This is a genomic window from Halochromatium glycolicum (assembly GCF_016584085.1).
Classification (GTDB): domain Bacteria; phylum Pseudomonadota; class Gammaproteobacteria; order Chromatiales; family Chromatiaceae; genus Lamprobacter; species Lamprobacter glycolicus.
The window spans coordinates 1-26,108 of sequence record NZ_NRSJ01000043.1; the positions used below are offsets into that span (position 1 = coordinate 1).

Annotated in this window: 23 protein-coding genes and 3 tRNA genes; 9 read left to right on the forward strand and 17 right to left on the reverse strand. The window is 65.6% G+C overall.

Going from position 1 to position 26,108, the window contains the following annotated elements:
* Positions 1 to 88: 88 nt before the first annotated feature.
* Complete coding sequence (locus CKO40_RS18520; protein ID WP_200347936.1) at positions 89 to 286, reverse strand: hypothetical protein; 198 nt, start codon at positions 284 to 286, stop codon at positions 89 to 91.
* Between the two features lie 149 nt (positions 287 to 435).
* Here CKO40_RS18520 and CKO40_RS18525 point away from each other — a divergent pair, with 149 nt between their 5' ends.
* The gene (locus CKO40_RS18525) at positions 436 to 990 is read left to right on the forward strand and encodes a Uma2 family endonuclease (RefSeq protein ID WP_200347937.1); all 555 of its coding nucleotides are present in this window, start codon (positions 436 to 438) and stop codon (positions 988 to 990) included.
* Positions 991 to 1,093: 103 nt separating this feature from the next.
* On the opposite strand, the gene CKO40_RS18530 is transcribed toward CKO40_RS18525, so the two are convergent.
* The 10 genes from CKO40_RS18530 to CKO40_RS18575 all read right to left on the reverse strand — a co-directional run bounded on the left by CKO40_RS18530 (position 1,094) and on the right by CKO40_RS18575 (position 12,312).
* Entirely contained in the window at positions 1,094 to 1,666 is a 573-nt protein-coding gene (locus tag CKO40_RS18530) for a Uma2 family endonuclease (protein ID WP_200347938.1), read from the reverse strand.
* Positions 1,667 to 1,708: 42 nt separating this feature from the next.
* Positions 1,709 to 2,272 carry a Uma2 family endonuclease gene (locus CKO40_RS18535; RefSeq protein WP_200347939.1) on the reverse strand — a complete coding sequence of 188 codons (564 nt, stop codon included), beginning with the start codon at positions 2,270 to 2,272 and terminating at the stop codon, positions 1,709 to 1,711.
* The gene (locus CKO40_RS18540) at positions 2,272 to 2,718 is read right to left on the reverse strand and encodes a Na+/H+ antiporter subunit G (protein WP_338074220.1); all 447 of its coding nucleotides are present in this window, start codon (positions 2,716 to 2,718) and stop codon (positions 2,272 to 2,274) included. The genes CKO40_RS18535 and CKO40_RS18540 overlap by 1 nt, the downstream gene beginning before the upstream one ends.
* A 14-nt stretch (positions 2,719 to 2,732) precedes the next feature.
* Positions 2,733 to 3,029, reverse strand: coding sequence for a K+/H+ antiporter subunit F (locus CKO40_RS18545; RefSeq protein ID WP_207173731.1), 297 nt, complete (start codon positions 3,027 to 3,029; stop codon positions 2,733 to 2,735).
* 261 nt (positions 3,030 to 3,290) lie between these two features.
* The gene (locus CKO40_RS18550; RefSeq protein WP_200347940.1) at positions 3,291 to 3,860 is read right to left on the reverse strand and encodes a Na+/H+ antiporter subunit E; all 570 of its coding nucleotides are present in this window, start codon (positions 3,858 to 3,860) and stop codon (positions 3,291 to 3,293) included.
* A 19-nt stretch (positions 3,861 to 3,879) separates the two neighbouring features.
* On the reverse strand, positions 3,880 to 5,415 hold the full coding sequence (locus CKO40_RS18555; RefSeq protein WP_200347941.1) for a monovalent cation/H+ antiporter subunit D: 1,536 nt from the start codon (positions 5,413 to 5,415) through the stop codon (positions 3,880 to 3,882).
* Positions 5,412 to 5,738, reverse strand: coding sequence for a Na+/H+ antiporter subunit C (locus CKO40_RS18560; protein WP_200347942.1), 327 nt, complete (start codon positions 5,736 to 5,738; stop codon positions 5,412 to 5,414). Before CKO40_RS18560 ends, CKO40_RS18555 begins: the two co-directional genes overlap by 4 nt.
* A complete protein-coding gene (locus CKO40_RS18565) occupies positions 5,738 to 8,551 on the reverse strand; it encodes a monovalent cation/H+ antiporter subunit A (protein ID WP_200347943.1) in 2,814 nt (937 codons plus the stop codon). Before CKO40_RS18565 ends, CKO40_RS18560 begins: the two co-directional genes overlap by 1 nt.
* A 3-nt stretch (positions 8,552 to 8,554) precedes the next feature.
* Entirely contained in the window at positions 8,555 to 9,994 is a 1,440-nt protein-coding gene (locus CKO40_RS18570; RefSeq protein ID WP_200347944.1) for a GTPase/DUF3482 domain-containing protein, read from the reverse strand.
* Positions 9,994 to 12,312, reverse strand: a complete 2,319-nt coding sequence (locus CKO40_RS18575) for a DUF2868 domain-containing protein (protein WP_200347945.1) — start codon at positions 12,310 to 12,312, stop codon at positions 9,994 to 9,996. Before CKO40_RS18575 ends, CKO40_RS18570 begins: the two co-directional genes overlap by 1 nt.
* 253 nt (positions 12,313 to 12,565) lie before the next feature.
* Between CKO40_RS18575 and CKO40_RS18580 the strand changes: the two genes are divergently transcribed.
* The 3 genes from CKO40_RS18580 to CKO40_RS18590 are packed head-to-tail and all read left to right on the forward strand — an operon-like array spanning position 12,566 to position 15,586.
* Positions 12,566 to 14,107, forward strand: coding sequence for a phytoene desaturase (locus CKO40_RS18580; protein WP_242477170.1), 1,542 nt, complete (start codon positions 12,566 to 12,568; stop codon positions 14,105 to 14,107).
* Positions 14,088 to 15,230, forward strand: coding sequence for a phytoene/squalene synthase family protein (locus CKO40_RS18585; protein ID WP_200347947.1), 1,143 nt, complete (start codon positions 14,088 to 14,090; stop codon positions 15,228 to 15,230). The genes CKO40_RS18580 and CKO40_RS18585 overlap by 20 nt, the downstream gene beginning before the upstream one ends.
* 2 nt (positions 15,231 to 15,232) lie before the next feature.
* A complete protein-coding gene (locus CKO40_RS18590; RefSeq protein WP_200347948.1) occupies positions 15,233 to 15,586 on the forward strand; it encodes a hypothetical protein in 354 nt (117 codons plus the stop codon).
* Here the strand turns inward: CKO40_RS18590 and CKO40_RS18595 are convergent.
* Both CKO40_RS18595 and CKO40_RS18600 read right to left on the reverse strand, forming a co-directional pair.
* On the reverse strand, positions 15,560 to 16,351 hold the full coding sequence (locus CKO40_RS18595) for a UDP-2,3-diacylglucosamine diphosphatase (protein WP_200347949.1): 792 nt from the start codon (positions 16,349 to 16,351) through the stop codon (positions 15,560 to 15,562). The genes CKO40_RS18590 and CKO40_RS18595 overlap by 27 nt on opposite strands.
* Positions 16,352 to 16,527: 176 nt before the next feature.
* Positions 16,528 to 17,016, reverse strand: coding sequence for a peptidylprolyl isomerase (locus CKO40_RS18600; RefSeq protein ID WP_200347950.1), 489 nt, complete (start codon positions 17,014 to 17,016; stop codon positions 16,528 to 16,530).
* Between the two features lie 204 nt (positions 17,017 to 17,220).
* Here CKO40_RS18600 and cysS point away from each other — a divergent pair, with 204 nt between their 5' ends.
* A complete protein-coding gene (cysS, locus tag CKO40_RS18605) occupies positions 17,221 to 18,657 on the forward strand; it encodes a cysteine--tRNA ligase (protein ID WP_200347951.1) in 1,437 nt (478 codons plus the stop codon).
* A 189-nt stretch (positions 18,658 to 18,846) separates the two neighbouring features.
* Here the strand turns inward: cysS and folD are convergent, their stop codons facing one another.
* Positions 18,847 to 19,698: a bifunctional methylenetetrahydrofolate dehydrogenase/methenyltetrahydrofolate cyclohydrolase FolD gene (folD, locus tag CKO40_RS18610; RefSeq protein ID WP_200347952.1), complete on the reverse strand. Its 852-nt coding sequence runs from the start codon at positions 19,696 to 19,698 to the stop codon at positions 18,847 to 18,849.
* Between the two features lie 293 nt (positions 19,699 to 19,991).
* Between folD and CKO40_RS18615 the strand changes: the two genes are divergently transcribed.
* The 4 genes from CKO40_RS18615 (at position 19,992) to CKO40_RS18630 (ending at position 20,782) form a co-directional block, all read left to right on the forward strand.
* Positions 19,992 to 20,068 (forward strand) — tRNA-Pro (locus CKO40_RS18615).
* A gap of 47 nt (positions 20,069 to 20,115) precedes the next feature.
* Positions 20,116 to 20,192, forward strand: a tRNA-Arg gene (locus CKO40_RS18620).
* Positions 20,193 to 20,359: 167 nt separating this feature from the next.
* Positions 20,360 to 20,435 (forward strand) — tRNA-His (locus CKO40_RS18625).
* Positions 20,402 to 20,782 carry a hypothetical protein gene (locus CKO40_RS18630; protein WP_200347953.1) on the forward strand — a complete coding sequence of 127 codons (381 nt, stop codon included), beginning with the start codon at positions 20,402 to 20,404 and terminating at the stop codon, positions 20,780 to 20,782. Before CKO40_RS18625 ends, CKO40_RS18630 begins: the two co-directional genes overlap by 34 nt.
* Here CKO40_RS18630 and CKO40_RS18635 read toward each other — a convergent pair.
* The 3 genes from CKO40_RS18635 to CKO40_RS18645 all read right to left on the reverse strand — a co-directional run bounded on the left by CKO40_RS18635 (position 20,748) and on the right by CKO40_RS18645 (position 26,084).
* The gene (locus CKO40_RS18635) at positions 20,748 to 22,190 is read right to left on the reverse strand and encodes a carotenoid oxygenase family protein (protein WP_200347954.1); all 1,443 of its coding nucleotides are present in this window, start codon (positions 22,188 to 22,190) and stop codon (positions 20,748 to 20,750) included. The two genes, CKO40_RS18630 and CKO40_RS18635, sit on opposite strands and share 35 nt — an antisense overlap.
* A 71-nt stretch (positions 22,191 to 22,261) precedes the next feature.
* Positions 22,262 to 24,577 carry a response regulator gene (locus tag CKO40_RS18640; RefSeq protein WP_200347955.1) on the reverse strand — a complete coding sequence of 772 codons (2,316 nt, stop codon included), beginning with the start codon at positions 24,575 to 24,577 and terminating at the stop codon, positions 22,262 to 22,264.
* A gap of 172 nt (positions 24,578 to 24,749) precedes the next feature.
* Positions 24,750 to 26,084 (reverse strand): MFS transporter, encoded by a 1,335-nt coding sequence (locus tag CKO40_RS18645; RefSeq protein ID WP_200347956.1) that lies wholly within the window; start codon positions 26,082 to 26,084, stop codon positions 24,750 to 24,752.
* Positions 26,085 to 26,108: the final 24 nt, after the last annotated feature.

The window sequence follows — 26,108 nt, forward strand, 5'->3', positions numbered from 1 at the left end:
GTGACCAGCCATTCCGGAAACCGACCGGAAATTGGTCACGTTGAGATCGGAATCGGCGGTCACGTTCCGTCGGAATCCGCGGTCACCTTCAAGCGGAATCGATGGTCACGATGGGTCGGAATACGCACTGCGCATAGAGGCGCCCGCTGACGCGTTGATGGGCGATGCCCGGCGATGGCGCTATCGCGAGCGGGATGCCCTGGATCAGCTCCCAGTCGCCTTGCCAGCGCTGGTGGTCCTCCCGCGTGTAGTGCTCGATGACGGCTTGTTCTGCGAGGCTGTGCATGGCGGCCGGCTGCGCGGATCAAATGGCTGTTCACAGCATAGTAGCGACAGCGCAAAGGCTGAGACAATCGCGGGCGAGACCGCTGGCCGCGCTCACCGGAACCCCGATCTCGCTCACTCCATCAAGGTGCTCCAGTAGAGAGGCTCCGCATGCCGCAACCCGCTCATCAGACGACGCTGACCGTGGACGCGTATCTTGCCGGCGAGGATGGTGCCGATCAGCGCCACGAGTACGTCGCCGGTCAGCTCTACGCGATGACCAGCGCGAGTGCTCGCCATGCGCTGATCGCGGGCAACCTGTTCGCGGCACTGCGTCCATGCGTGCGCAGGACATCCTGCCAGCTGTTCATCAACGATATGAAGGTCCATCTGCGGATCGACGGACAGGATCTCTTCTACTACCCCGACCTGCTGCTGTCTTGTGACCCTCAGGATCGGGAAACCTATTTCCGCAGCCGGCCCTGTCTGCTTGTCGAAGTGCTTTCCGAGTCCACTGAACGGATCGATCGACGCGAAAAGTTCTGGGCCTACCGGTCGCTCCCGAGCCTGCAGGAGTATGTGCTGATCAGTCAGACTGAGCGTCGCGTCGAAATCTATCGTCGTTCAGCCGACTGGGGCTGCGAGACAGTGACTGCTGGCGACTTGCGTCTGGGCCGCCTCCCGGCTGAGATCAGCCTGGAGACGCTGTACGAGGACGTTTTGTAAGCCCAGCGTTGCGTGGCTGATGCGGCCAACGTTCTGCTGCTGGGCGGGGCTGGGCTGGACTGGGCTGGGCTGGGCTGGGCTGGACTGCGCTCAGCCCATTCACTCAATCCGGCAGCTCGACATCTTCGTAGATCCGTTCGAGATCGAGTTCGGCGGTATAACCGGTGCATTCGATCCGGAGGCGCTCGTCGGGCTGCACTGTGGCGGCGTCCCACTCACCTTGATCATTGCGGACGAAGCAGTCGACCCGCCGCTCGTTCGACGAGACCAGCAGGAGATAGCGCAGGCTGGGCAGGGCTTGGTAGGCGACCCGTTTCTCGCGCCGGTCGGTGGCTGCGGTCGAGTCGGAGAGCACCTCGACGATGAGGCAGGGTGCCTGCTTGACGTAGGCGTCGTCGTCGCCAGGGTCGCAGACGACCGCCACATCCGGATAGTAGCAGCTATCGTAGGCTTCGACCCGCACCTTCATGTCCGCGATGAAGACCCCACAGGGTCCGCCGCGGGCGGCGGCGCGCAGGTGGAAGGCAAGGTTCAGGCTGATTCGGTTGTGCGTCTCACTGGCGCCGGCCATCGCATAGAGGAAGCCGGCGACAAATTCGTGCTTGGTCTCAGCGCTGTGCTCCAATTCCAAGTACTCGGCGAAACTCAGTGGGCGGAGTAACGGTAGGCTGCTCATCAGTGTCGGTCTCGGGGTAGGCAGCGGCCAGGGCGGTCTGGTCTAACCGCCCTCACCAAACAGTGCGCCCAAATCGATCTCGATTTCTTCGAACGGCGGGATACGCGCGCTTGCCGAGGTCTCTTCGCTTCCCTCGGCCGTGAACACGGCGTGGTAGCCGCCGGCCTCAAGCGCATAAGCAATCAGGGTGCGATCTTCGGGCGCGATGATCCAGTAGAACGGGACACCAGCGCGCTGCAGGCGCATGAAGTGGGTGAGGGTATCTTTGCGCTCATGGCCTGGCGAGAGGATCTCGCACACCCAGTCGGGCAGGATGTCGATTACGCCCGCTGGGCGCTCCGGCAGGCGTTCCTTGCGCCAGCCGGCGAGGTCGTGGCTCGGGCAATGGTGCGCGTTGTAGCGGACGCTGATCTCGGGGATGATCCACCAGCCTCCGGGGCCGCTGTGACGCTTGAGTGGCAGTGTTTCCTCGATGAGCCCGCCTTGCGCGAGCCCATGCTCGAAGCGGCTCATGGGCCGCTGGACGATCTCTCCGTCGATCAATTCGACCGGCTCGTCTGGCCAGGCGAGCAGATCCTCAACGGTGAGCAGGTGTTGGGCTTCCATTATCTGCGGGCCTCTGGGATTGCCCCTTCCCCTTGAGCACGAGCAGACAAGCCGTTCTGCCGTGCTTGCTCTGCGCCAAGGCTGATCGCGGCCTCCCCATCATGCTTCGCCAGGGTCGTCTCGGTCGGCAGGCTGGTCTCGCCGTGCTCGCGCAGGTGCAGGGCGGCCTTGGCCATCAGGTGGGCGCTGACTGGGGCGGTGATGAACAGGAACACGGCGACCAGTACCTCGTGGAAGGACCAGCCGGGCTCCTGCCAGCTGAAGAAGACAGCCGAGGCGATCAACAGGCTGCCGACGCCCAGCGTGGTGGCCTTGGTCGGGGTGTGCAGCCGCTCGTAGAAGTCGCGCAGCCGCACCAGGCCGACCGAGCCAAGGAAGGTAAAGCCGGCGCCGATCAGGATCAGCACGGCGATCAGGATCTCCATCAGGATGTTCAGGATCGACATCGGGCACTCGGCTCCTATTCGATGATGTCGCCGCGGGTCAGGAACTTGGCGAGCGCAACGGTGCCGACGAAGCCGAACAGGGCGATCAGCAGCGCGGCCTCGAAGTAGAGGTTGCTGGCGAGCAGGATGCCGAGTAAGACCAGCAGCGCGACCGAGTTCACGTAGAGGGTGTCGAGCGCGAGCATTCGATCCGGCTTCTCGGGGCCGCGGATCAGCCGCCAGAGCGAGAGCAACAGTGCGATGCTCACCAGCAGGAAGGCGATGGCGAGGGCGCTGTTCAGGATGATGCCAGTGCTTGCGGTGTCGGCCATGATGGGGGTGAGTGCAGCTCTAGTCAGTGCTGGATGAGCTCGCTTTGTCGTATTGTCCCGCTTGATTCGATGTTCCGGTCGTCTTGTAAGATCATCACAGGCCCGTTGTGCTCGACAGCGGGGTCTCGATCATCTCCTGAACATCCGCCGCTGACAACTGAAGGGCGGCAAGGGGCAAATCTGGTTCTTGCAGAACAGGGTCCCCCCTTTACCAGGCTAGTTGTCGCTTCCCTGGGGTCTAGTCGAGGCGTTGACCAAGCGCTATTGCGGCTTCGAGGGTTCAGCCGATTCGGCCCCATGCGGGGGTTCGGCGTCGGCGCCAAGCACCCCTCGCTTGAGTTCCAGTTGCTCCAACGCATCGAGCAGCGGCTGCTCGTAGCGTTTGCGGATATCGTCGATGATCGCGTCCGGGTCGTCGCCCTGCAAGGCGTGGATGATCAGCTCGCTGCGGTCCGGACTCAGCGACGCCGAGAGGGTGCCGGGCGTCAGCGTGATGATGTTGGCGAGTAGGCTGACGCCGACGTTGCCTTGCAATCGCAGCGGCATCCGAATAAAGGCGGGCCGGATACGCTCGCGCGGTCCGACGATCAGGATGGCGACGGCGACGTTGGCGACTAGGATGTCGTAAAGGATGGTCCCTGCCAGACGCAGCAGCAGGAACGGGCGGCGCACCTTGATCTGGGCGGTCCAGAACCGCGCGGTATAGAGCGGGATCGACCAGGCCAACACGGCGCCGAGCAGGATCTGTCCGGGCGAGACCGAGTTGACGAGCAGCAGCCAAAGGCCGAGCAGCATCAGCGTTAGGATCGGATGGGGGAGCAGTTGCTTCATGCGACAGGTGGCCCGGGGATCAATGGTCGCCGGCGCGGGGCAGGGGCTTTGCGCTCAGCACGGTCTCGATGTAGGCGTCGGGCTGCAGGATCTGCTCGCTCGCCGCGGCGGCAAAACGGTAGATCGGCTGGGCGTAGATCACGAAGAGCAGGCTGATCAGGGCCAGTGCCGAGACGGGCACCAGATAGGCTGCGTTGGGCAGCGTCGCCTCGCCGGCGTGGGTGTCGGTCTTGAAGAACAGGGTGCTGCCGGCGCGGGCGAGCGCCATCACGGTGAATAGGCTCGTGACCAGCACGATGCTGATGACCCAGGGTGCCGAGACGGTGCCGAGGCTGGACTCGAGGATCAACACCTTGCCGACGAAGCCGGAGAGCGGCGGCAGGCCGGCGACCGCGAGCGCGAGGACTAGGAACAGCCCGCCGAGCACATTGGCGGCCGGCAGCATCGGCCCGGCGCGCAATTCATCGGTATAGCCGCCGCGGGTGCGGGCCACGTTCTCGGTGAGCATGAACAGGGCGGCAGCGACCAGGGTCGACTGGAAGGTGTAGTAGATCCCGGCCGACAAGGCCGCCGAGCCGCCGATGCCGAAGGCCGTGAGGATGGTCCCGGCCGAGATCACGACCAGATGGGAGATCAGCACCGCCAGCCGTCGGCTCGCCAGCACGCCGATGGTGCCGAGCGCGATCGTGATGAGTCCGAGCACCAGCAGCCAGGGCTCGATCAGGCCTTCGAGTGGGCCGCTCTCGGTGCCGAAGATCAGGGTTTCGATGCGCAGGATGGCGTAGGCGCCGACCTTGGTCATGATCGCGAAGATCGCCGCCGAGGCCGGCCCGGCAGCCGAATAGGCCCCCGGCAGCCAAAGGTGCAAGGGCGCGAGCGCAGCCTTGAGCGCGAACACCAGGAACAGCAGCAGCGCAGCGGCCCGCACCAATCCGACATCGGCCGTGCCCAGGGCGGCGACCCGAACCGACAGGTCCGCCATATTCAGGGTGCCGAGCAGGCCGTACAGGGTACCGACCGCAAACAGGAACAGGCTCGAGCCGACCAGATTGATGATCACGTAGTGGAGGCCGGCGCGGCTGCGGGCGGCGCCGACCCCATGCAGTAGCAGCCCATAGGAGGCGATCAGCAGGATCTCGAAGAAGACGAACAGATTGAACAGATCGCCGGTCAGGAAGGCGCCGTTCAGTCCCAGCAGCTGGAACTGGAACAGCGCATGGTACTGACGCCCGCGCCGGTCGCTGCCCTGGATCGCGTGCATCATCGCGAACAACGCCAGCACTGCGGTGAGCATCACCATCCCCGCGGCCAGCCGGTCGGCGACCAGCACGATGCCGAACGGCGCGGGCCAGTTGCCGAGCTGGTAGACCAGCACCTCGCCACTTTGCACCTGCAGCAGCAGCCAGAACGAGGCGCCCAAGAGCGCCTGCACGCCGAGCATGCTGATGGTGCGGCGCAGCGGGGTCGCGCTGCCGCGCAACAGAACGAGCAGGGTGCCGGTCAGCAGCGGGATCAGGACAGGCGCGATGACTGCGTGCGCCGGGAGCGTGCTCATGGGTCCTTCCCGTCCACATGGTCGTTGCCGAGGTCGGCGCGGGCACGCAACGCCAGCACGACGACAAAGGCGGTCATGCCGAATCCGATCACGATCGCGGTCAGCACCAGCGCCTGCGGCAGCGGATCGGCGTACTGGGCGCGATCCGGCTCGATGATCGCCGGGACGCCGATGTTCAGGCGCCCCATCACGAACAGGAACAGATTCACCGCATAGGACAGCAGGGTCAGCCCCATCACGACCGGAAAGGTCCGTGCGCGCAGCACCAGATAGATGCCGCAAGCGGTCAATAGGCCGATGATGGCCGCGATCAGGCCCTCCATCAGTGCCGCTCTCCGTTCTTCGGCAGCAGTGTGCGTCGGTGGGCAGCGCCGATGCTGCCGAGCCGGACCAAGATGACAACGGTGATGCCGATCACGACCATCATCACGCCGAGGTCGAACAGCATTGCGGTCGCCAGCTCGGCATCACCGAGGAAGGGCAGGTGGACATGGTCATGGGCAGAGGTCAGGAAGGGGTAACCGAAGTACAGGCTGCCGAGGCCGGTCGCGGTCGCTGTCAGTAACCCGAGCCCGATCAACGGATGCAATTCGCCGGATAGGCGCGGTTGGGTCCAGGCGATGCCGTTGGCGAGATACTGCATCACCAGCGCCACCGCGATGATCAGGCCGGCGATGAAGCCGCCGCCGGGCAGGTTGTGGCCGCGCAGCAGAATGAATACCGCGACCATCAGCGCCAATGGCAGCAGCAGCCGCGAGAAGGTGGCCAGGATCAACGGATGCCGGTCGCTGCTCCAGGGCCGGCCCTCTTGATCGACCTTGGGTGAATCCAGGTGCAGATCCCGCATCATCATGTAGATGCCGACCGCGGCGATCGCGAGCACCGTAATCTCGCCTAGCGTATCGAAGCCGCGGAAATCGACCAGGATCACGTTCACGACATTGGTTCCACCGCCGCCGGGCACGCTATTGTCGAGGAACCAATGCGAGATGCTCTCGTAGGGCCGGGTGAGCACCGCCCATGTCAGCGTTGCGGTGAGTCCGCCGCCGGTGATCGCGAGCGCGCCGTCGCGCAGCTTGCGCGGCAACGAGGATTCGCGCGGGGTGGTCCAGGGCAGAAAATGCAGTGCGAGCAAGAGCAGGACGATGGTCACCATCTCGACCGAGAGCTGCGTCAGCGCGAGATCGGGCGCGGAGAACTTCACGAAGATCAGCGCAACGATCAACCCGACGACGCTCAGCATCACCAAGGCGGTCCAGCGCTGGCGGTGCAACACCACGGTACCGACCGCGCCGACCGCGAGACAGAGGGCGGCGGCCGCGCTGACCGGGTCCAACGGCGTCAGCGCGACCGAACCGGTCAGCGGCATCTGCCAGAAGCCGAGCATCAGCATCACCAGGGTCGCGCCCAGCAGCACTGCGAGCATGTACTGCAGCGAGGCGCGGTGGATGAGCCGGTCCAGGACGCGGCTGCTCCAGAACAGGGAGCGCTCGAGCTGCTCGAACACCCAGCGCGCGTCGACCTGCCCGAGCAGCCGGTCGTGCCAGCGGAACAGCGGCCGGCGAACGCTATAGATCAGCAAGCCGCCGAGCAGTGCGATGGCGCTCATCCCGAGCGCGGGCGTGAAGCCGTGCCAGACCTTGAGGCTGTAGTCGGGCAGCGGGGCCTGCAGGGCTGCCCCTGCCGCGACCGCAAGCAATGGGCCGAAGGTCAGGCTCGGCAGGATACCGACCGCCACGCAGATCACGACCAGCACTTCCACCGGGACCCGCATCCAGCGCGACGGCTCGTGCGGGGTGCGCGGGAGGTCCGCCGGCATCCCGTTGAAGAAGACGTCATGGATGAAGCGCAGCGAGTAGGCGACAGCCAAGGCGCCGGCGATGGTCGCCAGCACCGGCAGCAGCCAGGTGCTCTCCTCGAAGGTCGCCATGTAGACAGTCTTCTCGAAGAACATCTCCTTCGATAGGAAGCCGTTCAGCAGGGGCACGCCGGCCATCGCCGCCGCGGCGATCATCGCCAGCAGCCCGGTCTGCGGCATGAATCTCCAAAGTCCGGCGAGTCGGCGCATGTCCCGGGTGCCGGCCTCGTGATCGATGATGCCGGCCGCCATGAACAACGATGCCTTGAAGGTCGCGTGGTTCATGATGTGGAACACACCGGCAACCGCGGCGAGCGGGGTCCCGATGCCGAACAGCAATGTGATCAGACCCAGATGGCTGATGGTCGAGTAGGCGAGCAGCCCCTTGAGGTCGTGCTTGAACAGCGCGGTGTAGGCGCCGAGCAGCAGGGTCGCCATGCCGGTGGGCGCGACCAGCCAGGTCCAGGCCTCGGACCCGGATAAGGCCGGGAACAGGCGCGCCAGCAGGAAGACCCCGGCCTTGACCATGGTCGCCGAGTGTAGGTAGGCGCTGACCGGGGTCGGCGCCGCCATCGCATGCGGCAGCCAGAAATGGAACGGGAACTGGGCCGATTTGGTGAAGACGCCGAGCAGGATCAGCACCAGAGCTGGGACGTAGAGTGGATGAGCGTGGATCAGCTCGCCCGAGGCCAGGATCACGCTGAGATCATAGCTGCCGACCATCTCGCCGAGCAGCAGGATGCCGCCGAGCAGGGCCAGGCCGCCGCCGCCGGTCACCGCCAGCGCGATCCGCGCGCCGCGACGGGCGTCCTCGCGCTGGCGCCAATAGCTGATGAGCAGGAACGAGCTGATGCTGGTGAGTTCCCAGAACATCAGCATCTGGATCAGGTTCTCGGACATCACCAGTCCGAGCATCGACCCCATGAAGAGCAGCAGATAGGCGTAGAAACGGCCCATCGGGTCCTGCTCGGCCAGGTACCAGCGCGCGTAGAGGATCACCAGCAGGCCGATGACGAGGATCATTAGCGCGAACAGCAATGCCAGCCCATCGAGCCGGAATCCGAGCGACAGGCCGAGCGCCGGGAACCAGTCCATCTGCCAGAGCAAGGTCTCGCCCTGCAGCATCACGCTGAGACCGGGCGCGACCAGCAATGCGATGGCAGCCAGCGCCACGGCGCCGGTGACCCAGGCCGACCGGAGCCGGCCCGCGGTGACCGCCCAGGGCGGCAGCATGGCCCCGAGGAACGGCAGCAGTACGATCAGCGGCAGGGCCTTCATCGCTTAGAGGTCCGCGCGGCTGTCGATGCGGTCGGTGGAGAGCCCGTGCAGGATATTCTGGATGATCTCGCGCACCCGGGCCTCATGTGAGCTGTCCTTGCCTTTGCGCACGGCGGCGAAATACTTGGCCATCACCCTGTGCTCTTCCGCGGTCAGGGCCTCGGTGAAGCCCTGCTTCTTCGCCGGTGTCGGGTCCGGAACCCGGTTCGGTGCGGCCTCGTCGGCGGCCTGCCGGCCGTGGGCCCAGTTCATCGCGCGCGCGCAGTAGAGGATGATCCGATCCAGCAGGATGAAAGGGAAGCGCGGGTTGCTCACCGGTCCGAGCGTGAAGCGCTCGACGCCGAGCGTGCGCTGGATGTCCATCTTGGCGAGCTGGGAGGTGCCGAGCACCCCGAGCACGCCGCCGACGCCGGCGCCGATCAGGGTGCCGGTGCCGAACGCGAGGCCACCGATGCCGAGATCGATCGCGCCGCCGGTTGCGGCACCGGCCGCGGCGCTGGCCAGCACGGTCTGATGGCGGTTGAGGCCAAGGTGGCTCTCGACCTCCTCCGAGAACAGGTCCTGCACCAGCAACGAGCCCGGGGGCACATTCCAGACATGATGCTTGAAGTGGCCGCGGATCTCCGCTTGGGCCTGCTGCTCGAGCTTGCGCAGGCCGTCCTGGAGGCTGTCGGTCAAGCGCTTGCGGATCGCCTCGCGCTCCTCGTCAGAGCTCAGCTCGTTGACCTTGACGATCTTGACCACCTTGTAAGCGAGCGCGTGGCGCAGCAGGTCGAAGATGGTGTTGACGCTGTGGTCGATGCGCCGATCCCAGTCGTGTTGGAACGCGCGCATGGTCTCTTGGAGCATCGGCTCCCAGCGCTGATCGATGGCCTTGAGCGCATTCAGCAGCGCGATCCGCTCGGCATAGGTGGCGCGGTGGGCGTTGAACTCGCGCACCGAGTTGAACGACTTGTTCAGGGCGTCCTGCCAGGCCGCCATATGCTTGTCGTTGGCGGTGAGGTTGTTCAGGATCGCCATCCGCGGCCGCCCGGTGAGCCGCAGCAGCTCCATCTCGGTGCGATCCTTCTCCTTGATGCGCTTGGAGCCGTCGACTACCAGGATGATCCCGGCGCCTTCAGCGATCGGCTTCAGCAGGGCGCAATCGTGGCTGAACAGTCGGTCGTCGCCATGCTCGGCGAGGAAGGCACTTGCGAGATCGCCTTCCTCGGGATGATGCTGGAACCACTCGAGGATATCGGTCGGGTTCTGAAAGCCCGGCGTGTCGATGAAGCGCAGCACCGTGCGGCCGTCGATCACGACCGGGTAGATGTCGGAGCGGGTAGTGGTGCCGGCGCGCTTGTCGATCGCGATGCGGTCGTTCTCGGTCAGCGTCGCGACCACCGAGGATTTACCAGCGTTGGGATGGCCGACGATGGCGAGTGTCGGAATCGGCTTGGCCATCACTGATCCCCGTCGTCGGCGTTGGCGAGCATCACCAATCGGAGATACGGGTCGCCCATCTGCTCGACCTTGCGCTGCCAATCGGTGAAGTCGAAATCGCTCAGCGGGGGCAGCGGGTCATCCTCGGTGTCGTCGGGGTCGCCGATCAGCGCGAGCAGGATCTGCGCCTGCTCGCCTGCGACCGCCCGCACGGCACGAATAAAACGGAGATTCTCGGTGATCGGCGGCTGCGAGCCGTCCTGGATCAACGCAACGCGAGGGGGCGGGGCGTGCCAGTCCGCACCCTCGATCAGTTCGGTCGCCTGCTCACTCATCGCGCGCCCGCCGCCGAAGGTGGCCGCCGCGGCGACGCGCCAGCCCGACTGCTGCAGGAGCAGTTGCTGCAGGCGGGCGTGATCGCGCTCCTCGAGCAGGTCGGAGACGTCGATATGCAATAGCAGCACGCAGGCGTCGGCATCGACACTGACGACGGGCTTGGCGGTCTCATCCTCGGCCGGTAAGGGCGGCTCCTGCTGAGCGGCCGGCTCGACGCTGCGGCCGGCTTGCTCCGCGGCCGGTGCTTGTTGCGGGGCGCGTGCAGCCGGCTCGGCAGCTGGCTCGGCAGCTGGCTTAGCGGCCGGCGCCTGATCGGCTGGTTTTCCGGGCGAGGGCCGCGAGGAAGGCGGCATTTCCGAGGCAGCCGCTTTTGCCGATGGCGAGCTGGTCGTTGCCTTGGGAGGCGGCGCAGCTGTCTTGTCGCGCCCGCGTTTGCGTTTGGGCTCGGCCTCTGCTCGGCGGGTTGCTTCACGCCCGACGCGCTCACCCGATGCCTCGCCCTCGGTCGGTGCGGGCTCCGCCTGGGGCTCAGCACGCTCCGTCTGCTCCTCGCGAGTCGGAGCCTCGGCTCTGGGCGGCGTCGTGGCCGATGCTGGCTCAGTCGCTGCCGCTGCTCGGTCTCGTGCCTCAGTCGGTTGTGCCGGCTCGCCCTTCGCTCTGGCGGTCTGCGCTGCCAGCCGCTTTGCTTGCTCTGCGACCGGTCGCTCGCTCGCGGTCTGGGGTGTCGGGACGGTTGTGATCGGGCCGGTCGGCTTGGGCGGTCTGGGTGCCGCCGTTGGGCTGGTCAGCGGCTTAAGCGGTGTCGGGATCGGCATCTCCGGGCCGTCGCCGGTGTGCGCGGTGCCGATCGCCAGGCTGGGCGTGATCATTCGCGCGTAGGGCGCCTGCGCACTCTGGTGGGTAAACGGCAGTGCGGCCAGGGCGCGGCGCTGCTTGAGGGCAGAGAGCCCGAGCAGGATCACACGCGGCAGCAACCCGTAGGTGAAGACGGCCAGCACCAGGAACCAGCGCCAGGAGCGGAGGTTCTCCGCGTCCAGCACGAACAAGGGGTCCTTGAGGCTGATACGGGTTCCGGCGACCTGCTCCAGTGTTGGCAGCCCAACACCCTCGCCGAAGAACCAGCTCCAGGGCAGGGCGATCAATTGCGTGAGACCGTGGACGGCGCCTGCGCTGATGTTGAGCGCCGAGCCCCAGCCAAAGGCCAGGTCGGTGAACCACTCCAGCGCGATCGTGACCAGGATTGCGCCCAGATTGAAACCGATCCCGAACACCTGCGCCGGGATCAGCATCGGCAGATAGGCGGCCGGTCCGTAGAGGGCGTAGCGGGATTGGATCAGCCCCTGACGGGCGCTGACGCGCTGCTGGAGATCGGGCGAGACATGGGCGAGGCGCTGTTGCTGCACCCAGCGCGCGGCGCGCGAGAACAAGGGTCGGATCAGATAGCCGATGATCGAGATGTCCCGCGCTGCGCCGCGCACGACGCGGCTGCGTCGGCCGTACCAGAGGGTCAGTGTCGTGCCGACCAGCAGAAGCTGCAGCAGCACCAGCCAGAACAGGTACCAGGAGACGTTGACGGGGGTCTGGCCGTCATAATCGAGCAGGGCCGATGCCACGCCGACCCCGATCGCGAACCCCAACAGCCCCATCGCGTAGGTGACGAGCCGTTGTCCGCGCTCGAAGGCGGTGCCGGGCAGCAGCTCGGCGAGGGCCGGGTCTTCTTGACGGCGACGAAGCTCTAGCCACCAGCGCAGCGCCCGGCTGCGGTGGGTAATGGTGTGGGTGCCCGCGTCGCCGATGATCGGGGCGATCTCCTCCTTGTAGAGGCGCCGATCGCGCTCGGCCAGGCGCTTGCGCTCCGCGGGCTGCTCGCGGCTGCGTTGCTCGTCTTCAGCGACGTAATAGTCGAAGTCGATCAGATCCGGGACACTCCAGCGCAGTCGGGGAGGCTTGCGATGGCTGGCGCCATTTTGCGCTAATCTGTGACGCCGAAAAGGGAGATCCATGCTCGTGGGGCTACGACTGCTGTTGAGAGTGCCTATCCGGCCGGGGGGAGACCGGTAACCACAGCGCCTGCGCGGAAACAGCTGGCGCGCGCCGGTGGGCGCAACTTATACCGCGTGAGGTTCGGGGATCAAGCCACCGATCGCGGTTTGACATATGGCAAGAGGACGCTCGACGCCGAGCAGTTTACTAGAAACAGCAAAAAATCGGCTGCTATACTGTCATGCAAGATTGACATCAGCCCGAGTTGACACCTTGACCAAGAACCCACCTGAGACCGGTGATTTGGCGGCGCGTACGCTGAATCGAGGCTCGAAGCCCCACGCCATTGTCATCGGCAGTGGTTTTGGCGGCCTCGCCGCTGCGATTCGACTCGGTTATCGCGGGTATCGGGTCACGGTGCTCGAGAAGCTGGACGCGCCGGGCGGTCGCGCCTATGTGCACGAGATCGACGGCTTCAAGTTCGACGCGGGGCCCACCATCATCACTGCGCCCTTCCTGCTGGAAGAGCTCTGGCAGATGTGCGGCCGAAGCTTCAACGATGAGATCGACCTGCGCCCGATGGACCCGTTCTATCGCATCCGATTCGACGACGGGTCGACCTTCGATACGAATGGCGATGCGGCGGCAATGCGCGCCCAGGTGGAGCGCTTCTCGCCGGGCGATGTCGCCGGCTACGACCGTTTCATCAAGGCCAGCGAGGAGATCTTCAAGGTCGGCTTCGTCGAGCTCGGCCACGTCCCGTTCACGAACTGGCAGGATATGGCGCGGATCGTGCCGAAGATGGTCGCTTTGCGCAGCTATCGTAGTGTCTACTCGATGGTCTCGCAGTACATCAAGGATGAGCGTCTTCGGGTGGCGATCTCGTTCCACCCGCTACTGATCGGCGGGAATCCGCTGACCGTCACCTCGATCTACGCGCTGATCTCCTACCTCGAGCGTCATTGGGGTGTGCACTCGGCCATTGGCGGCACGGGTGCCATCGTCAACGGCCTGGTTGATCTGATCCAAGGGCAGGGCAGCGCCGTGCGCCTCAATGCCGAGGTCGCCGAGATCACGGTCGACAATGGCAAGGCCACGGGCGTCAAGCTCGCGGACGGTGAGCGGATTGCGGCTGATATCGTCGTCTCCAATGCCGATGTCGCCTGGACCTACAAGCATCTACTGCCGGGCATCGAGCGCAAGCATTGGACCGACCGTAAGCTCGACAAGGCGCAGTATTCGAATGGGCTGTTCGTCTGGTACTTCGGTACCAAGCGCCGCTATGAAGACGTCAAGCACCATACGATCCTGCTCGGCCCGCGTTACAAGGGCCTGTTGCAAGACATCTTCAAGCGCAAGGTGCTCGCTGACGACTTCAGCCTGTATCTCCATCGGCCGACGGCGACCGATCCGTCGCTCGCACCGGAGGGCTGCGATACCTTCTACGTGTTGGCACCAGTCCCGCACCTGGATGCTGACGTCGATTGGGCCGAGCGCGCCGAGCCTTATCGAAAGGCGATCGCGGACTATCTCTCCCGGACGGTGCTGCCCGATCTCGAGGATCAGCTGGCCGCATCGATGGTGACAACCCCTAAGGACTTCGAGCAGCGGCTGCTGTCGGTCAAGGGCGCGGGATTCAGCCTGGAGCCGGTGCTGATGCAGAGCGCCTGGTTCCGGCCGCACAACAAGAGCGAAGAGGTCGAGCACCTCTATATGGTCGGCGCTGGCACCCACCCCGGAGCGGGTGTGCCCGGCGTCATCTCCACGGCACGCGTACTGGATACGGTGGTCCCCGATGCCTCTGTTTTTGAGTGAAACCAGCACCCCGGAAGCGACCGATCTCGCTGCCTGTCGGCAGCTATTGAGCAACGGCTCGAAGTCGTTCTTTGCGGCGTCCTTCTTCCTTCCAAAGATGATCCGTGATCCGGCGGCGGCGCTCTATGCGTTCTGCCGCGTCGCCGATGACGCGATCGACGAGGAAGAGCTCGATCAGCAGGCCGCACTGGAGCGGCTGCGCGAACGGCTCGACCGCGTCTACCAGGGGCGTCCGCTGCCGATGGCGCCGGATCGGGCGTTCGCGGCAACGGTCGAACGCTTCGCGCTACCGCGCGCCCTCCCTGAGGCGCTGTTGGAGGGGTTCGAGTGGGATGCGGACGGACGCCGTTACGACAGCATCGAAGGGGTGCTCGACTATTCGGCTCGGGTTGCCGCGGCCGTCGGCGCGATGATGACCGTGATCATGGGCGTGCGCAGCCCGGCCGTGCTGGCCCGGGCCTGTGATCTCGGCACTGCGATGCAGCTGACCAATATCTGTCGCGACGTTGGCGAGGATGCGCGCAACGGCAGGATCTATCTACCGGTCGATTGGCTGCGCGAAGAGGGGCTCGACATCGAGGCATGGCTCGCCGATCCGGTTTACAACGAGGCGGTTGGTGCCGTCACGAAACGGGTGCTGGACCTGGCAGAGGGCATCTATCAGCGCGCCGAGTCCGGGATCGCGAAGCTGCCGGTCTCCTGTCGTCCGGGTATCTACGCCGCACGCTTGCTCTATGCCGAGATTGGCCGCGAGGTTGTGCGCAATGGCTATGATTCTGTCACACAGCGCGCGGTTGTGCCCTCGGCGCGCAAAGTGACATTGTTGAGCCGGGCCGTTGCCGCGACCCCGTTCCCGGGACGCGGCTGCGCAGAGCCAGCGCTGGCCGAGAACCAGTTCCTGGTCGATGCGGCAGCGACGCGCCGCGAGCGGGCGCGGACCGGTGCGGCGATGCTGCGGTCGGCGTCCGGCGCCGCGAGCGCCGGCGCCTCGAGTGGTCCTCAATCGGTCGGCGAGAAGGTCGTCTGGGTCCTGGAGCTGTTTGCGAGCCTCGATGAGCGTCAGCGCGTAGGGACCCTGGGCCACGACAATGGCTTGATTCAGGCAACCGGCGGGGGAGGCTAAAGATGACCTATTACATCGGGTTGGTGGCGCTGCTGCTCGGCGCCTTCTACATCTGGCGTAGCGCCAGGCATCGCCAGTTGGTGATCAGCGCGCGGGAGCGGGCAGAGGCCAATGGCGGACAGCGCGAGGTCGATCCGACCTGGAGCGCGATGGGCTTCTCGTTTATGCCCTTCGTTCTGTTCTACGGGGCCTTCGCTTCGTTGCTGCTGGTCGCCGGGTACTTCTTGTCCGACCTCAAGACCTATCTCTCGTTGTTCGACGTGTTCGGGCTCCTAACGTTGATCGCTGCCTACACGGGCTGGATCCTGATCCGAACCTTCTACAGCAAGCTAGGTCTCGATTTGGCTAACGGTTGACCGCTCTTCCCTCGCCGCGGCGTCCGCAGGGAGCCAGGCCTCGCGATACCAGGAACCGCCGCGGTGAACGAGCGCCTCGCCGCGCTCCTCGTTCCAGTCTGACAGCACCTGTCGGAGAGCGGGACGACCACCGATGATCAATCGGTGATCGGCGGGCCGGTGCGTGTGGCCGTGGATGAGGCGCGATACGCCGAAGCGGCGCATCTGTGCTTCGACCGCTGTGCCGTTCACGTCCATGATCTCGACTTGCTTCTCGGCGATTGCGGTTGTGCTGCGGCGCCGGTAGTCGTCCGCGACCCGTCTGCGCTGTGCCCGTGGCGTCCATAGGAAAAGCTGCTGCAGCAATGGGTTGCGTACCCGCCGGCGAAAGCGCTGGTAGGCGATGTCATCGGTGCAGAGCAGATCGCCGTGCATCAGCAGCACCGCCTCGCCGCCGAGCTCGACCCGCCAAGGATCGCGGATTAGGCGGCAGCCGGTCGTGCGCGCGAAGCGGCGGCCAATCAGGAAATCACGGTTGCCGTGCATGATCGAACAGGCCGTGCCGGCGGCGGTGAGCCGTCGCAGCCCACCGCGGACCGCTGGAAGCGGATCATCGTCGTCGCCGATCCAGGCATCGAACAGGTCGCCGAGGATGTAGAGCTCGGCGGCGCCATGGGCTCGATCCTGCAGGAAGTCGACGAAGAGTTGCGTCAGGGCCGGCCGTTGCGGCGAAAGGTGCAGGTCCGAGATGAACAGTCGCTCACCTGAGCGGTTACCGTGAATCACGCGAAATTCATCGTCCGGGGTGGCACCATGCCCTGAACGTTAGCGCAGGGGCGATCAGGCACGGCGGAGCGTTCCGTTTGCGGGCTACTCGCCGCGGTCATGCGCTGCGCTTCATGCGTGGCCCGGTTGCATCAGGACGGGGCGGTTCGAGCGGGCTAACGAATCGATCGGTCAGCTCAGTCGATGATCTCGGCCTTCTCGATGATCACATCCTCGACCGGGACGTCTTGGTGACCTTGCCGGGCGCCGGTCTTGACGTCCTTGATGGCGTTGACGACATCCATGCCCTCGGTCACGCGGCCGAAGACGCAATAGCCCCAGCCGTCCTGACCTGGGTGGTCGAGGAAGCTGTTGTCGGCAACATTGATAAAGAACTGGGACGAGGCCGAGTGGGGATCGTTGGTTCGCGCCATCGCGACTGCGCCGACCCGGTTCTTGAGGCCGTTATTGGCCTCGTTCTCGATCGGCGCCCGCGTCGGTTTCGGCGTGAAGCTGACATCCATGCCACCACCCTGGATCATGAAGTTGTCGATAACCCGATGGAATAGGGTGCCGTCGTAGTGGCCGTCGCGGACATATTGCTCGAAGTTGGCCGCCGTCTGCGGCGCGTTCTGGTGATCGAGCTCGATCAGGATATCGCCGTGATTCGTCGTGAGTTTGATCATTGGGGTCTCCTGGGTTGTGGTCACAGCTTAACAAACCTGGCCCGGAGATTCGCCTGCAGAGCGCCGGGTCGCCACTCGCGTCCATGGCACGATGCCACCCAGGACGATGAACCGAGCGTCATTCAGGGTAACAGTGCCGCCTGTGTCTCCGCGCCCTTGCCCTTTGCTAGTATCCCCTTGGTTTCAGTTGGAGCAGCCGTTTGCATGTTGTACATCTATAACAGTTTGACCCGCCGCAAGGCCCCCTTCGAGCCGATCGAGCCTGGCAAGGTGCGGATGTACGTCTGCGGTATGACCGTCTACGACTACTGCCATCTCGGCCATGCCCGGGTGCTGGTGGTCTTCGATGTGATCTATCGCTGGCTGCTGCGCAGCGGCCTCGAGGTCACCTATGTGCGCAACATCACCGACATCGACGACAAGATCCTCGCGCGCGCGGCCGAGCTCGGCGAGCCGTTCACGGCGCTGACCGAGCGCTTCATCGGCGCGATGCATGAGGATGCTGCCGCGCTCGGCGTGCTAGCGCCGAGCGACGAGCCGCGCGCGACCGTGCACATCGGCGAGATCATCGCGATGATCGCGCGGCTGATCGAGAACGGGCATGCCTATGTCGCCGACAACGGGGATGTCTACTACGCGGTCGCCAGCTTCCCGGGCTATGGGCGGCTTTCCGGCAAGGACCCAAAGGACCTGCGCGCCGGTGCGCGGGTCGATGTCGGCGAGGCCAAGCAGGACCCGCTCGACTTCGCGCTCTGGAAGGCGGCCAAGCCGGGCGAGCCGTCCTGGAGCTCGCCCTGGGGCGACGGCCGGCCGGGCTGGCATATCGAATGCTCGGCGATGTCGACCTGCCGCCTCGGCAATCATTTCGACATCCACGGCGGCGGCGCCGATCTGCAGTTCCCGCACCACGAGAACGAGATCGCCCAGTCCGAGGGCGCGACCGGCGAGCCCTTCGTCAATGTCTGGGTCCATAATGGCTTCGTGCGCATCAACGACGAGAAGATGTCGAAGTCGCTCGGCAACTTCTTCACGGTGCGCGATATCCTGCAACGTTACGATGCCGAGGCCGTCCGCTACTTCATCCTGACCAGCCATTACCGCAGCCCGCTCAACTACGACGACAGCCAGCTCGATGCCGCCCACGCCGCCCTAACCCGGCTATACACGGCGCTGCGCGGCTTGCCGAAGGCAGCGAACGGGCAGCCGGCCGCGGCCGGGGAGCAGCCAGGACTCGCGGCAGGCACGGGCGCAGGCGCAGGCGGGCAGGATGCCCGAGCGCGCTTCGCGGCGGCGATGGACGACGACTTCAACACCCCGGAGGCGCTGGCTGTCCTCTTCGATCTCGCGCGCGAGGTCAACCGGCTGCGCGAGACCGATCTCGACGCCGCGGCTGCGTTGGCGGCCGAGCTGCGCGCGCTTGCCAGCGCGCTTGGCCTGCTGGAGCAGGACCCCGAGGCCTACCTGCGCGGCGGCGGCGCGGACGGCTTGGTCGATAGCGAGATCGAGGCGCAGATCGAGGCGCGTGCGGAGGCGCGTCGGACGCGCGACTTCGCCGAGGCCGATCGGATTCGTGATGCGCTGCAGGCGGCGGGCATCGTGCTTGAGGACGGCCCATCAGGCACGACCTGGCGGCGCGGGTAGGCGACAGCTTGTAGGCGCTTGAGCACCTGCAACTGCAAGAATGCCAAGCCCGTCCGCCTCGAGACGGGCCTGAGACACAGTGAAAGGCATCTGTTGGTGCTCGGGAAGTGCTGTTGGCGGCGGTCGAGCCTGATTGATGAGGAACGGCGGCCTGATCGCCACCCAGGCCGACGATCTACGGCCGACAACCTAGGCCGACAACCCGGCCGCCTGCACGGTGTTCTCCAACAGGCTGGCGATCGTCATCGGTCCGACGCCGCCGGGCACCGGCGTGATCCAGCCGGCGCGCTCGCGAGCGGCCTCGAAGTCGACGTCGCCGCAGAGCCTGCCCTCCGCATCGCGATTCATACCGACGTCGACGACGATCGCGCCCGGCTTGATCCAGTCGCCGGGCACGAAGCGCTCGCGGCCGATTGCGACTACCAGCACATCGGCCGCGCGCGCCTTCTCGGCCAGCGCCCGGGTGCGGCTGTGGCAGACCGTGATCGTGCAGCGGGCCGCGAGCAGTTCCAAGGCCATCGGTCGGCCGACGATGTTCGACTGGCCGATCACCACCGCATCCAGCCCTGCGAGGGTCTGGTCGGTGCGCTTCAACAGCGTCATCACGCCCTTCGGCGTGCAGGGGCGCAGCACTGGCATCCGCAGCGACAGCCGGCCCACGTTGTACGGATGGAAGCCGTCGACGTCCTTGTTCGGATGGATGCGCTCGATCACGGCCTCAGGATCGATGTGCTCGGGCAGTGGTAGCTGCACCAGGATACCGTGGATGGCGGGGTCGGCATTGAGCTCGTCGACGATGGCCAAGAGTTCATCCTGGGAGACACTGGCCGGCAGCTCCCGCAGCTCGGAGTGGAAGCCGACCTCTGCGCACGCCTTACGCTTGTTGCGCACATAGACCTGCGAGGCCGGATGCTCACCCACGAGCACGACGGCAAGCCCCGGCGTCGCGAGGCCCGCCGCGGTCCGTTCTGCGACCCGCGCGGCAACCTCGGCACGAACCTCGGCGGCGGTTGCCTTGCCGTCAAGAAGCGTTGCGGTCATCGGTCTACTCCGGCTCGGAATGGAGGGCCTTCACTGCCTCAGGCCCGGTATCATCAAGGCGCCGGACCGGGGCAGGTCTCGACGCGCCCGCAATCTTACCGGTCTGAATGGATTGGCGCATGCTCCTGTGCTCGGGGCGGCTCGATGCATTGACGAACCAACCACCAGAGCGTACTCTAAAGGGCTACGCGGGTAATTGAGTACCGTCGGCGCAGCGAGTCGGGCCGATTGCGGCACGATCGTTGTCATGGCTCATCTGTGCGACGGTCGAGCAGACGATTGAGTTTGGCTATCGGGGTATAGCGCAGTCTGGTAGCGCGCCTGCTTTGGGAGCAGGATGTCGGGGGTTCGAATCCCTCTACCCCGACCATCTTCGCCTTCGAGGCGGGACAAGCCGCGAGGTGCAAGACTGCATGAGCGCCCGTAGCTCAGCTGGATAGAGCAACGGCCTTCTAAGCCGTTGGTCGCAGGTTCGAGTCCTGCCGGGCGTGCCAACGCCCCGCCTTCGCCAAGGATGTTGGTCGAGGTCTCGTTTGATGACCCGGTCTCGGAGCGTGGCCCGGGTAACTCGCTCAAGCCCTTTGGGCTTAGCGAAGCTGTTTAGACGGTCGCCTTTGGATGCCCTCTGGCCTCCTGGTGCCGTCAACGCCTGCTTTCGATGGTGGACGTAGCTCAGTTGGTAGAGCACAGGATTGTGGCTCCTGTGGTCGTGGGTTCGATTCCCATCGTCCACCCCATCATTCCCCCTCCGAAGCCTGCCGGTCCAGCGCCGCAGCAGCGGGGGGCAGCGTTCCCCGAGGATGCGCAGCGTGCCGACTATCGCGCCGCCGTGGTCGATGCCAAGATCCTCGACAAGCCGGCGCTGAAGGCGCGCAAGCTCACCTTCGAGCATCTGTGCCGCCTCTATGCCCTTGATCCCCAGGTTTGCCTGTTTTGCGTGCTGCGGCGCTTGTGGCCCGGCGCCCGCGTCGACCGCGATCAGATGGCGCAGCAGTCGGTGAGCAGAAGAGCCCGTGACGTCGCCGCGGGCCTCGAAATGGGGGCCTTTGCTAGGGCGCCGGTCTCCAGCAGCCGTGGAAGCTGAGCGGGATCGGCTCGGGTAACGCCAGCACGCACTCCGGGCCGTCGGCAAGCTGTGATGCGTCGTAGATCCAGATCTCGCCGCGATCGCTATGGCCGTCGTAGATCACGCTCAACAGCCAAAGCCGCGTCGGGTCGTTTGCGTCTGGGACGACGATGGGCTCCGAGGGATAGCGCCCGCCACCGAGATCGGCCTCGTCAAGGCGGTTGTGGGCGTGATCGAAGCAGGCGAGCGCATCGTAACGCTCGGCCGTGGTGTCGGTTCCGGCACGGTGGGCCGCCATGTAGGTGCGCTGCCAGGGGCGACCGACCGCGGCCGGTGGGACCATCGGAAACTCGATCGAGCGCGGGCTCATCTCGCTGAGTTCCTGGACCTGAGCCGTCTGAGGGTCAAGGATCATCCGCCAGAGTGTCGCCTTGGCCGGGGTGACTGTCTGCCCCGATGCGACCTCTCGAAGGTGCTGATTGGTGCTGAAGTCCGGGTAGCGTGCTAGGTCCAGGACGATTCGGCCATTGGTCGCGTCGTCGCAGGCGCCGTTGCCGAAGTGCCATTGATAGAACGGCTCGGTTTCGCCGCGAGCGATCAGTTCCAGCGTCTCGCGATCGAAGATGAGGATCTGGGTGCCGCGTTCTGGCTGCCACTGCATCGCGTCACTGTAGGAGCGGAGGCCGAGCAGCACAGGGGTGACCGCAATGCGCACCGGCGGGACGAGAAATATCAGGTAGCGTCCGGCCATGACCCAATCATGGATCATCGGGACGCCTTCAAGCTCGAGCCCTCGTTGGGCGAGCAGTCGCCCGCTGCGGTCGCAACGGTACAGCATGAGCTTCGCGTTGCGCCCCGGAATGGCGACACCGAAGTTGTAGAGGTCGCCGCTGGTCGGGTCCTGCTTGGGATGGGCCGAGAACGGCTGGCCCGGCTTGAGCACGCCAGCGGGTCCCGCGAGGTCCGCTTCGCCGTGGGTCGCCAGGGTCTCGGCGTCGAGCGCGTGTGGGCGGCCACCCTCCCAGAGTGCCAGTACCCCGTCAGAGAGCGCGATCACGGAGGTGTTCGCCGCATTCTTCAGCGGGCGGCGCCAGTGGTTCCAGATAGGTCCTGGCGCGGTCATCCCGTAGTTGCCATAGAGCAGCCGACCCGCTTGTGCCTCGCGTTGGAGGCCCTGGGTCTGGACATAGCGATAACTGGCTTCGGCGCGACCCTGTACGAACTGCACGCGGAGGACGGCGCCGTCGCCGTCGAACCAGTGGCCGGCGCGCCTGCCGCCGCGCTCGAGTCGGCCCGCTCCGTTGCGATAGAGGTCTCCGCGGAGCCCGGCTGGTAGCCGGCCGTGCTCGGTGTCGAGCGTCGTTGGCGGGAACTCGGTTGCCGGTTGGGCGAGGCAGCCGGACCAGAGACGACGACCATGAAACATCGGCCGCGACCGTTTCATTCTCCGGGCTGGCGCGCCGCCAGGATCATTAGCTGCAGGCGTCTTCAATCGCTTCATATGCGCTCTCTATTGGCGCTCCCGGTTTCGGTGACGGTGCCGGAGTACTGTTGACGGTCGCGCGGGAGCCATTGTGCCAGGATATGGTCGAGCTCCTGGCGCTTGATCGGCTTCGACAGGAAGTCGTTCATCCCCGCCGCCTTACAGGCATCACGGTCACGCATCAGCGCCGAGGCGCTCATCGCGATGATCGGGATCGGGCTCAGATCGTTCTCTTTCTCGCGCTCGCGGATCTGTCTTGTGGCCTCGAGCCCATTGAGCACGGGCATCTGGACGTCCATCAGGACGAGGTCGATCTCGCGGTCTCGGTTGATCGTCTCGATTGCTTCCTGCCCGTTTTCGGCGACGATCGTGTCGACACCGAGCCGTGTCATCATCAGCCGCTCGACCGTCTCGTTGACCGGGTTGTCCTCGACGACCAGGACGCGCGCCCTGAACTGACGCGCCGGCTTGGAAGGGGACATGGTTGGCGCCGCAGCCTGCGTTGAGACGCCGAGCGCCTTCGTCACGGCCTCGTGCAGCAGTGCTTGGCGGACTGGCTTCAGCAGGCTGATCACGATCCCGGCGCGGCGCGCATCCTCGCCTGGATAGCCCATGGAACTGAGCATCAGCAGCGGGGTCTCGGCCAGCTTGGTGTCACCCTTGATCAGCTGCGCCAGCTCTACGCCGTCCAGATCGGGCATCTGCATATCGAGGATCGCCAGCTGATACGGCTCCCCCCGATCCGCCGCCTGATGCAGCGCCTCGAGCCCGGCCGAGGCGCCGTCCGCGCTGCTCGATTCGGCACCCAATTGCTTGAGGTATTTCTCGAGGATCACTCGGTTGGTCGCGTTGTCGTCGACGACGAGCACACGGGTTCCGAGCAGGTCAACGGGGATCGCCTCAGCCGGGCTCTGCGCGTGCTCCAGCCGAACGGTGAACCAAAAGGTCGAGCCGTGGCTGGGCCTGCTGTCGACGCCGATCTCCCCGCCCATCAGCTCGACGAGGCGCCGGGAGATCACGAGCCCGAGCCCGGTGCCCCCGAAGCGCCGCGTCGTCGAGGTGTCCGCCTGGCTAAAGGGTTGAAAGAGCCTGTCCGTCACCTCGGCGGGGATGCCGATCCCGGTGTCGCGAACGACCACCTTGATCAGCATGCCATCGGCGCCGTCGTCCTCGAGCTGCGCCTGCACGACCACCTCGCCCCGCTCGGTGAACTTGACCGCGTTCCCCATCAGGTTCGTCAGGACCTGGCGCAGTCGATAGGGGTCGCCTCGAACCCGTGACGGTACCTTGTGGTCGACGAAGCTGACGACCTCGAGGTCCTTGCCGCGGGCGTTCGATGCGACCAAGGCCGCAACCTCTTCGATGGTCGTGGCCAGATTGAAGTCCAGTGCTTGGAGCTCGACCTTGCCGGCCTCGATCTTGGAGAGGTCGAGGATATCGTTGATGATGCCGAGCAGAACGTTGCTCGACTTCTCGGCGGTATCGATGAACTCCAGCTGCTGCTCGCTGAGATTGGCATCGCGCAGCAGGTCCAGCATCCCCATGATGCCGTTCATCGGTGTGCGGATCTCATGGCTCATAACCGCCAGGAATTGGGTCTTGGCGCGGTCTGCGGCCATTGCCTTGTCGCGGGTCTCGGCGAGCTCCTGGATCTGACGTTTGGCCTCGGTGAGATCGCGAGCGATCGCGGTAAACATCGGGTAGCGACCCACGACCACTTCACTGATCGCGAGATAGACCGGGAAGCGCGTCCCATTGCCGCGTTGGCCCTGCACCTCGAGCGCCAGATTGAGGGAGGGCTCAACCTCGGTGCGGGATGCGGCTAGCCGGATCTTGGTCTCCAGTTGCTGCCGATACTCGGGTGTCAGCAGGAACGACAAGGGTTGCCCCCGCACCTCCTCACTGCACCGGTCGAACATGCGCTCGGCGGCATGATTGAGGGCGACGAGCCGGCCCTCGCCATCGATGTGGATCGCGCCGTCGACCATGTTGTCAACGATGGCGCGGTTGCGCGCCCGGCTCTCTGCGAGCTGGTTCATCTGCCCGCGCACCCTGCGGGCCAGGGTGAGGGCGACCAGCACCGCGAGGAGCAGCGCGCTCGCGTGCGCCCCGATGACCCAAAGACCGGCCTCTCCCAACGGCTGCGCGGTGAGGGTGCCCTGGGCGGTCGTCGCGGCGGGACGTGCTCCGGCACGATCCTGTAGGTGTTGGATCAGCCAGACATCAGCGATCATCCCTGCTGCAGCGACCAGCGCCACCAGGAGCACACCGGCGCCGATGAATCGGCGGGCGGCGCCCGGGTTGGCTGAGTTGTGCTTGACAAGAGGCATCGGCTCGACAGCGATTCGGTCGCGTCAGACATGGTCGGCTGCGGCAGCTGCCAGTGCGTGTCGCCACTGGTTCGGCATCATAGCGCCCTGGGAGGCCGTCTGAAATCGATTGCCGCAGCCGACCGTTTGTTCTGCTGCCGCATCGGGATGCCTACGGCGGCCGCCGCCGGGATCAGGCGGGTCTGGAATTCGGTGCAGCCTCTGGCCTTGGGGATGCAGGCGGTCGCGGCTTGCGCAGCCGCACGTAAAGGCTGGCCAGAAACAGGAGCACGTTGATGCAGCCGACGACCGCAAAGGGTGCACGCGGATCGATGGCATCGAACAGGCGGCCGCCGACCAGCGTGATCAGCAGGATCCCGACCGCGCCGGAGATGTTGAAGGCGCCGAGGACCGATCCGCGCGTGGCGGCCGGCGCCTCCTGCCCAATCAGCGACTGACCGGCCAGGAAGACACTGATCTGACCAATCCCGAGCAGGATATAGAAGATGATGCCATAGCTTGCGAGTGGGTCATCGAGGAGCAGCAGGGACAGGTTTCCGATCGCTGCCAGCACCATGCAGATGGCCAGAGCGGTCGCGCGGTCGAGTCGATCGAGCAAAGGCCCGAGCAGCGGCGCCCAGATCAGCGCCGCAATCTGCGCCGAGACGAACATCCAGGTCCCGGCCTTGATCGCCTCCGGCTGCGTCAATCCGGCGGCCTTACCGGCAAGCGTACCCCAGAGGATCAGAAAGAAGGCATTGACGGCTTGATCGCCGCGGGCGATGAACCCGGCCGAATAGGCCAACAGCACGCGCGGATTGCGGGCCTCCGCGAAGCCGCTGACGAGGAGATCCCGCACGCTCGGCCGCTGCCGGTGCTGTACCGGGATGCCGGGCTTGAGGCCGAAGCCAACCAGCAGGGCCGCCAGGATGCAGATGGCCGCGATGACGAAATGGGTGGCTCGGCCTGCGGCGACATCGTCGAGCCCGAGCTGCGCGAAGGCGGTCGGTAGTGCACCGAAGCCCTGGATGACGGCGACACCGAGACCGCACAGGAACCCGATGATCGCGACGAGCTTGCCACGTGAGGACTCCCGCGGGTAGTCGACCAGCACCGTTGATAAGGCGGCCGTGACAGCGATGAAGCCGAGCGCGTAGACGGTGCTGCGGTAGATGAACAGCTCGGTGAGCGAGCTGGCGAAGGGGTAGAGCAGATAGGTCAGAGCGAGCAGCGCGAAGCCGCCGGCGTAGACCGCGCGGCGGCTGAAGCGGTCGACAAGCATGCCGGCCGGCACGAAGATCAGGATCGCGACGATCTCGGTCAGCGCGATCAGGTCGCCGGTGATGCCGCCCTGCTCGGCATCCGGGATGCCGAGGTTGACGTTGAGGACATAGGTCTGGCCGACAGCAATGAAGGTCATCAGGCCGACGGAGAGGAACGCGCCGATCAGAAAGACCACTGCGTGGCGCCGGCGGATACCGTCGGCGAGGTCGATCGGGCCGAGTCTTACGCTGGAGGGTTGGGTCATGGGCTCGGCTGATGCCTGATGCAC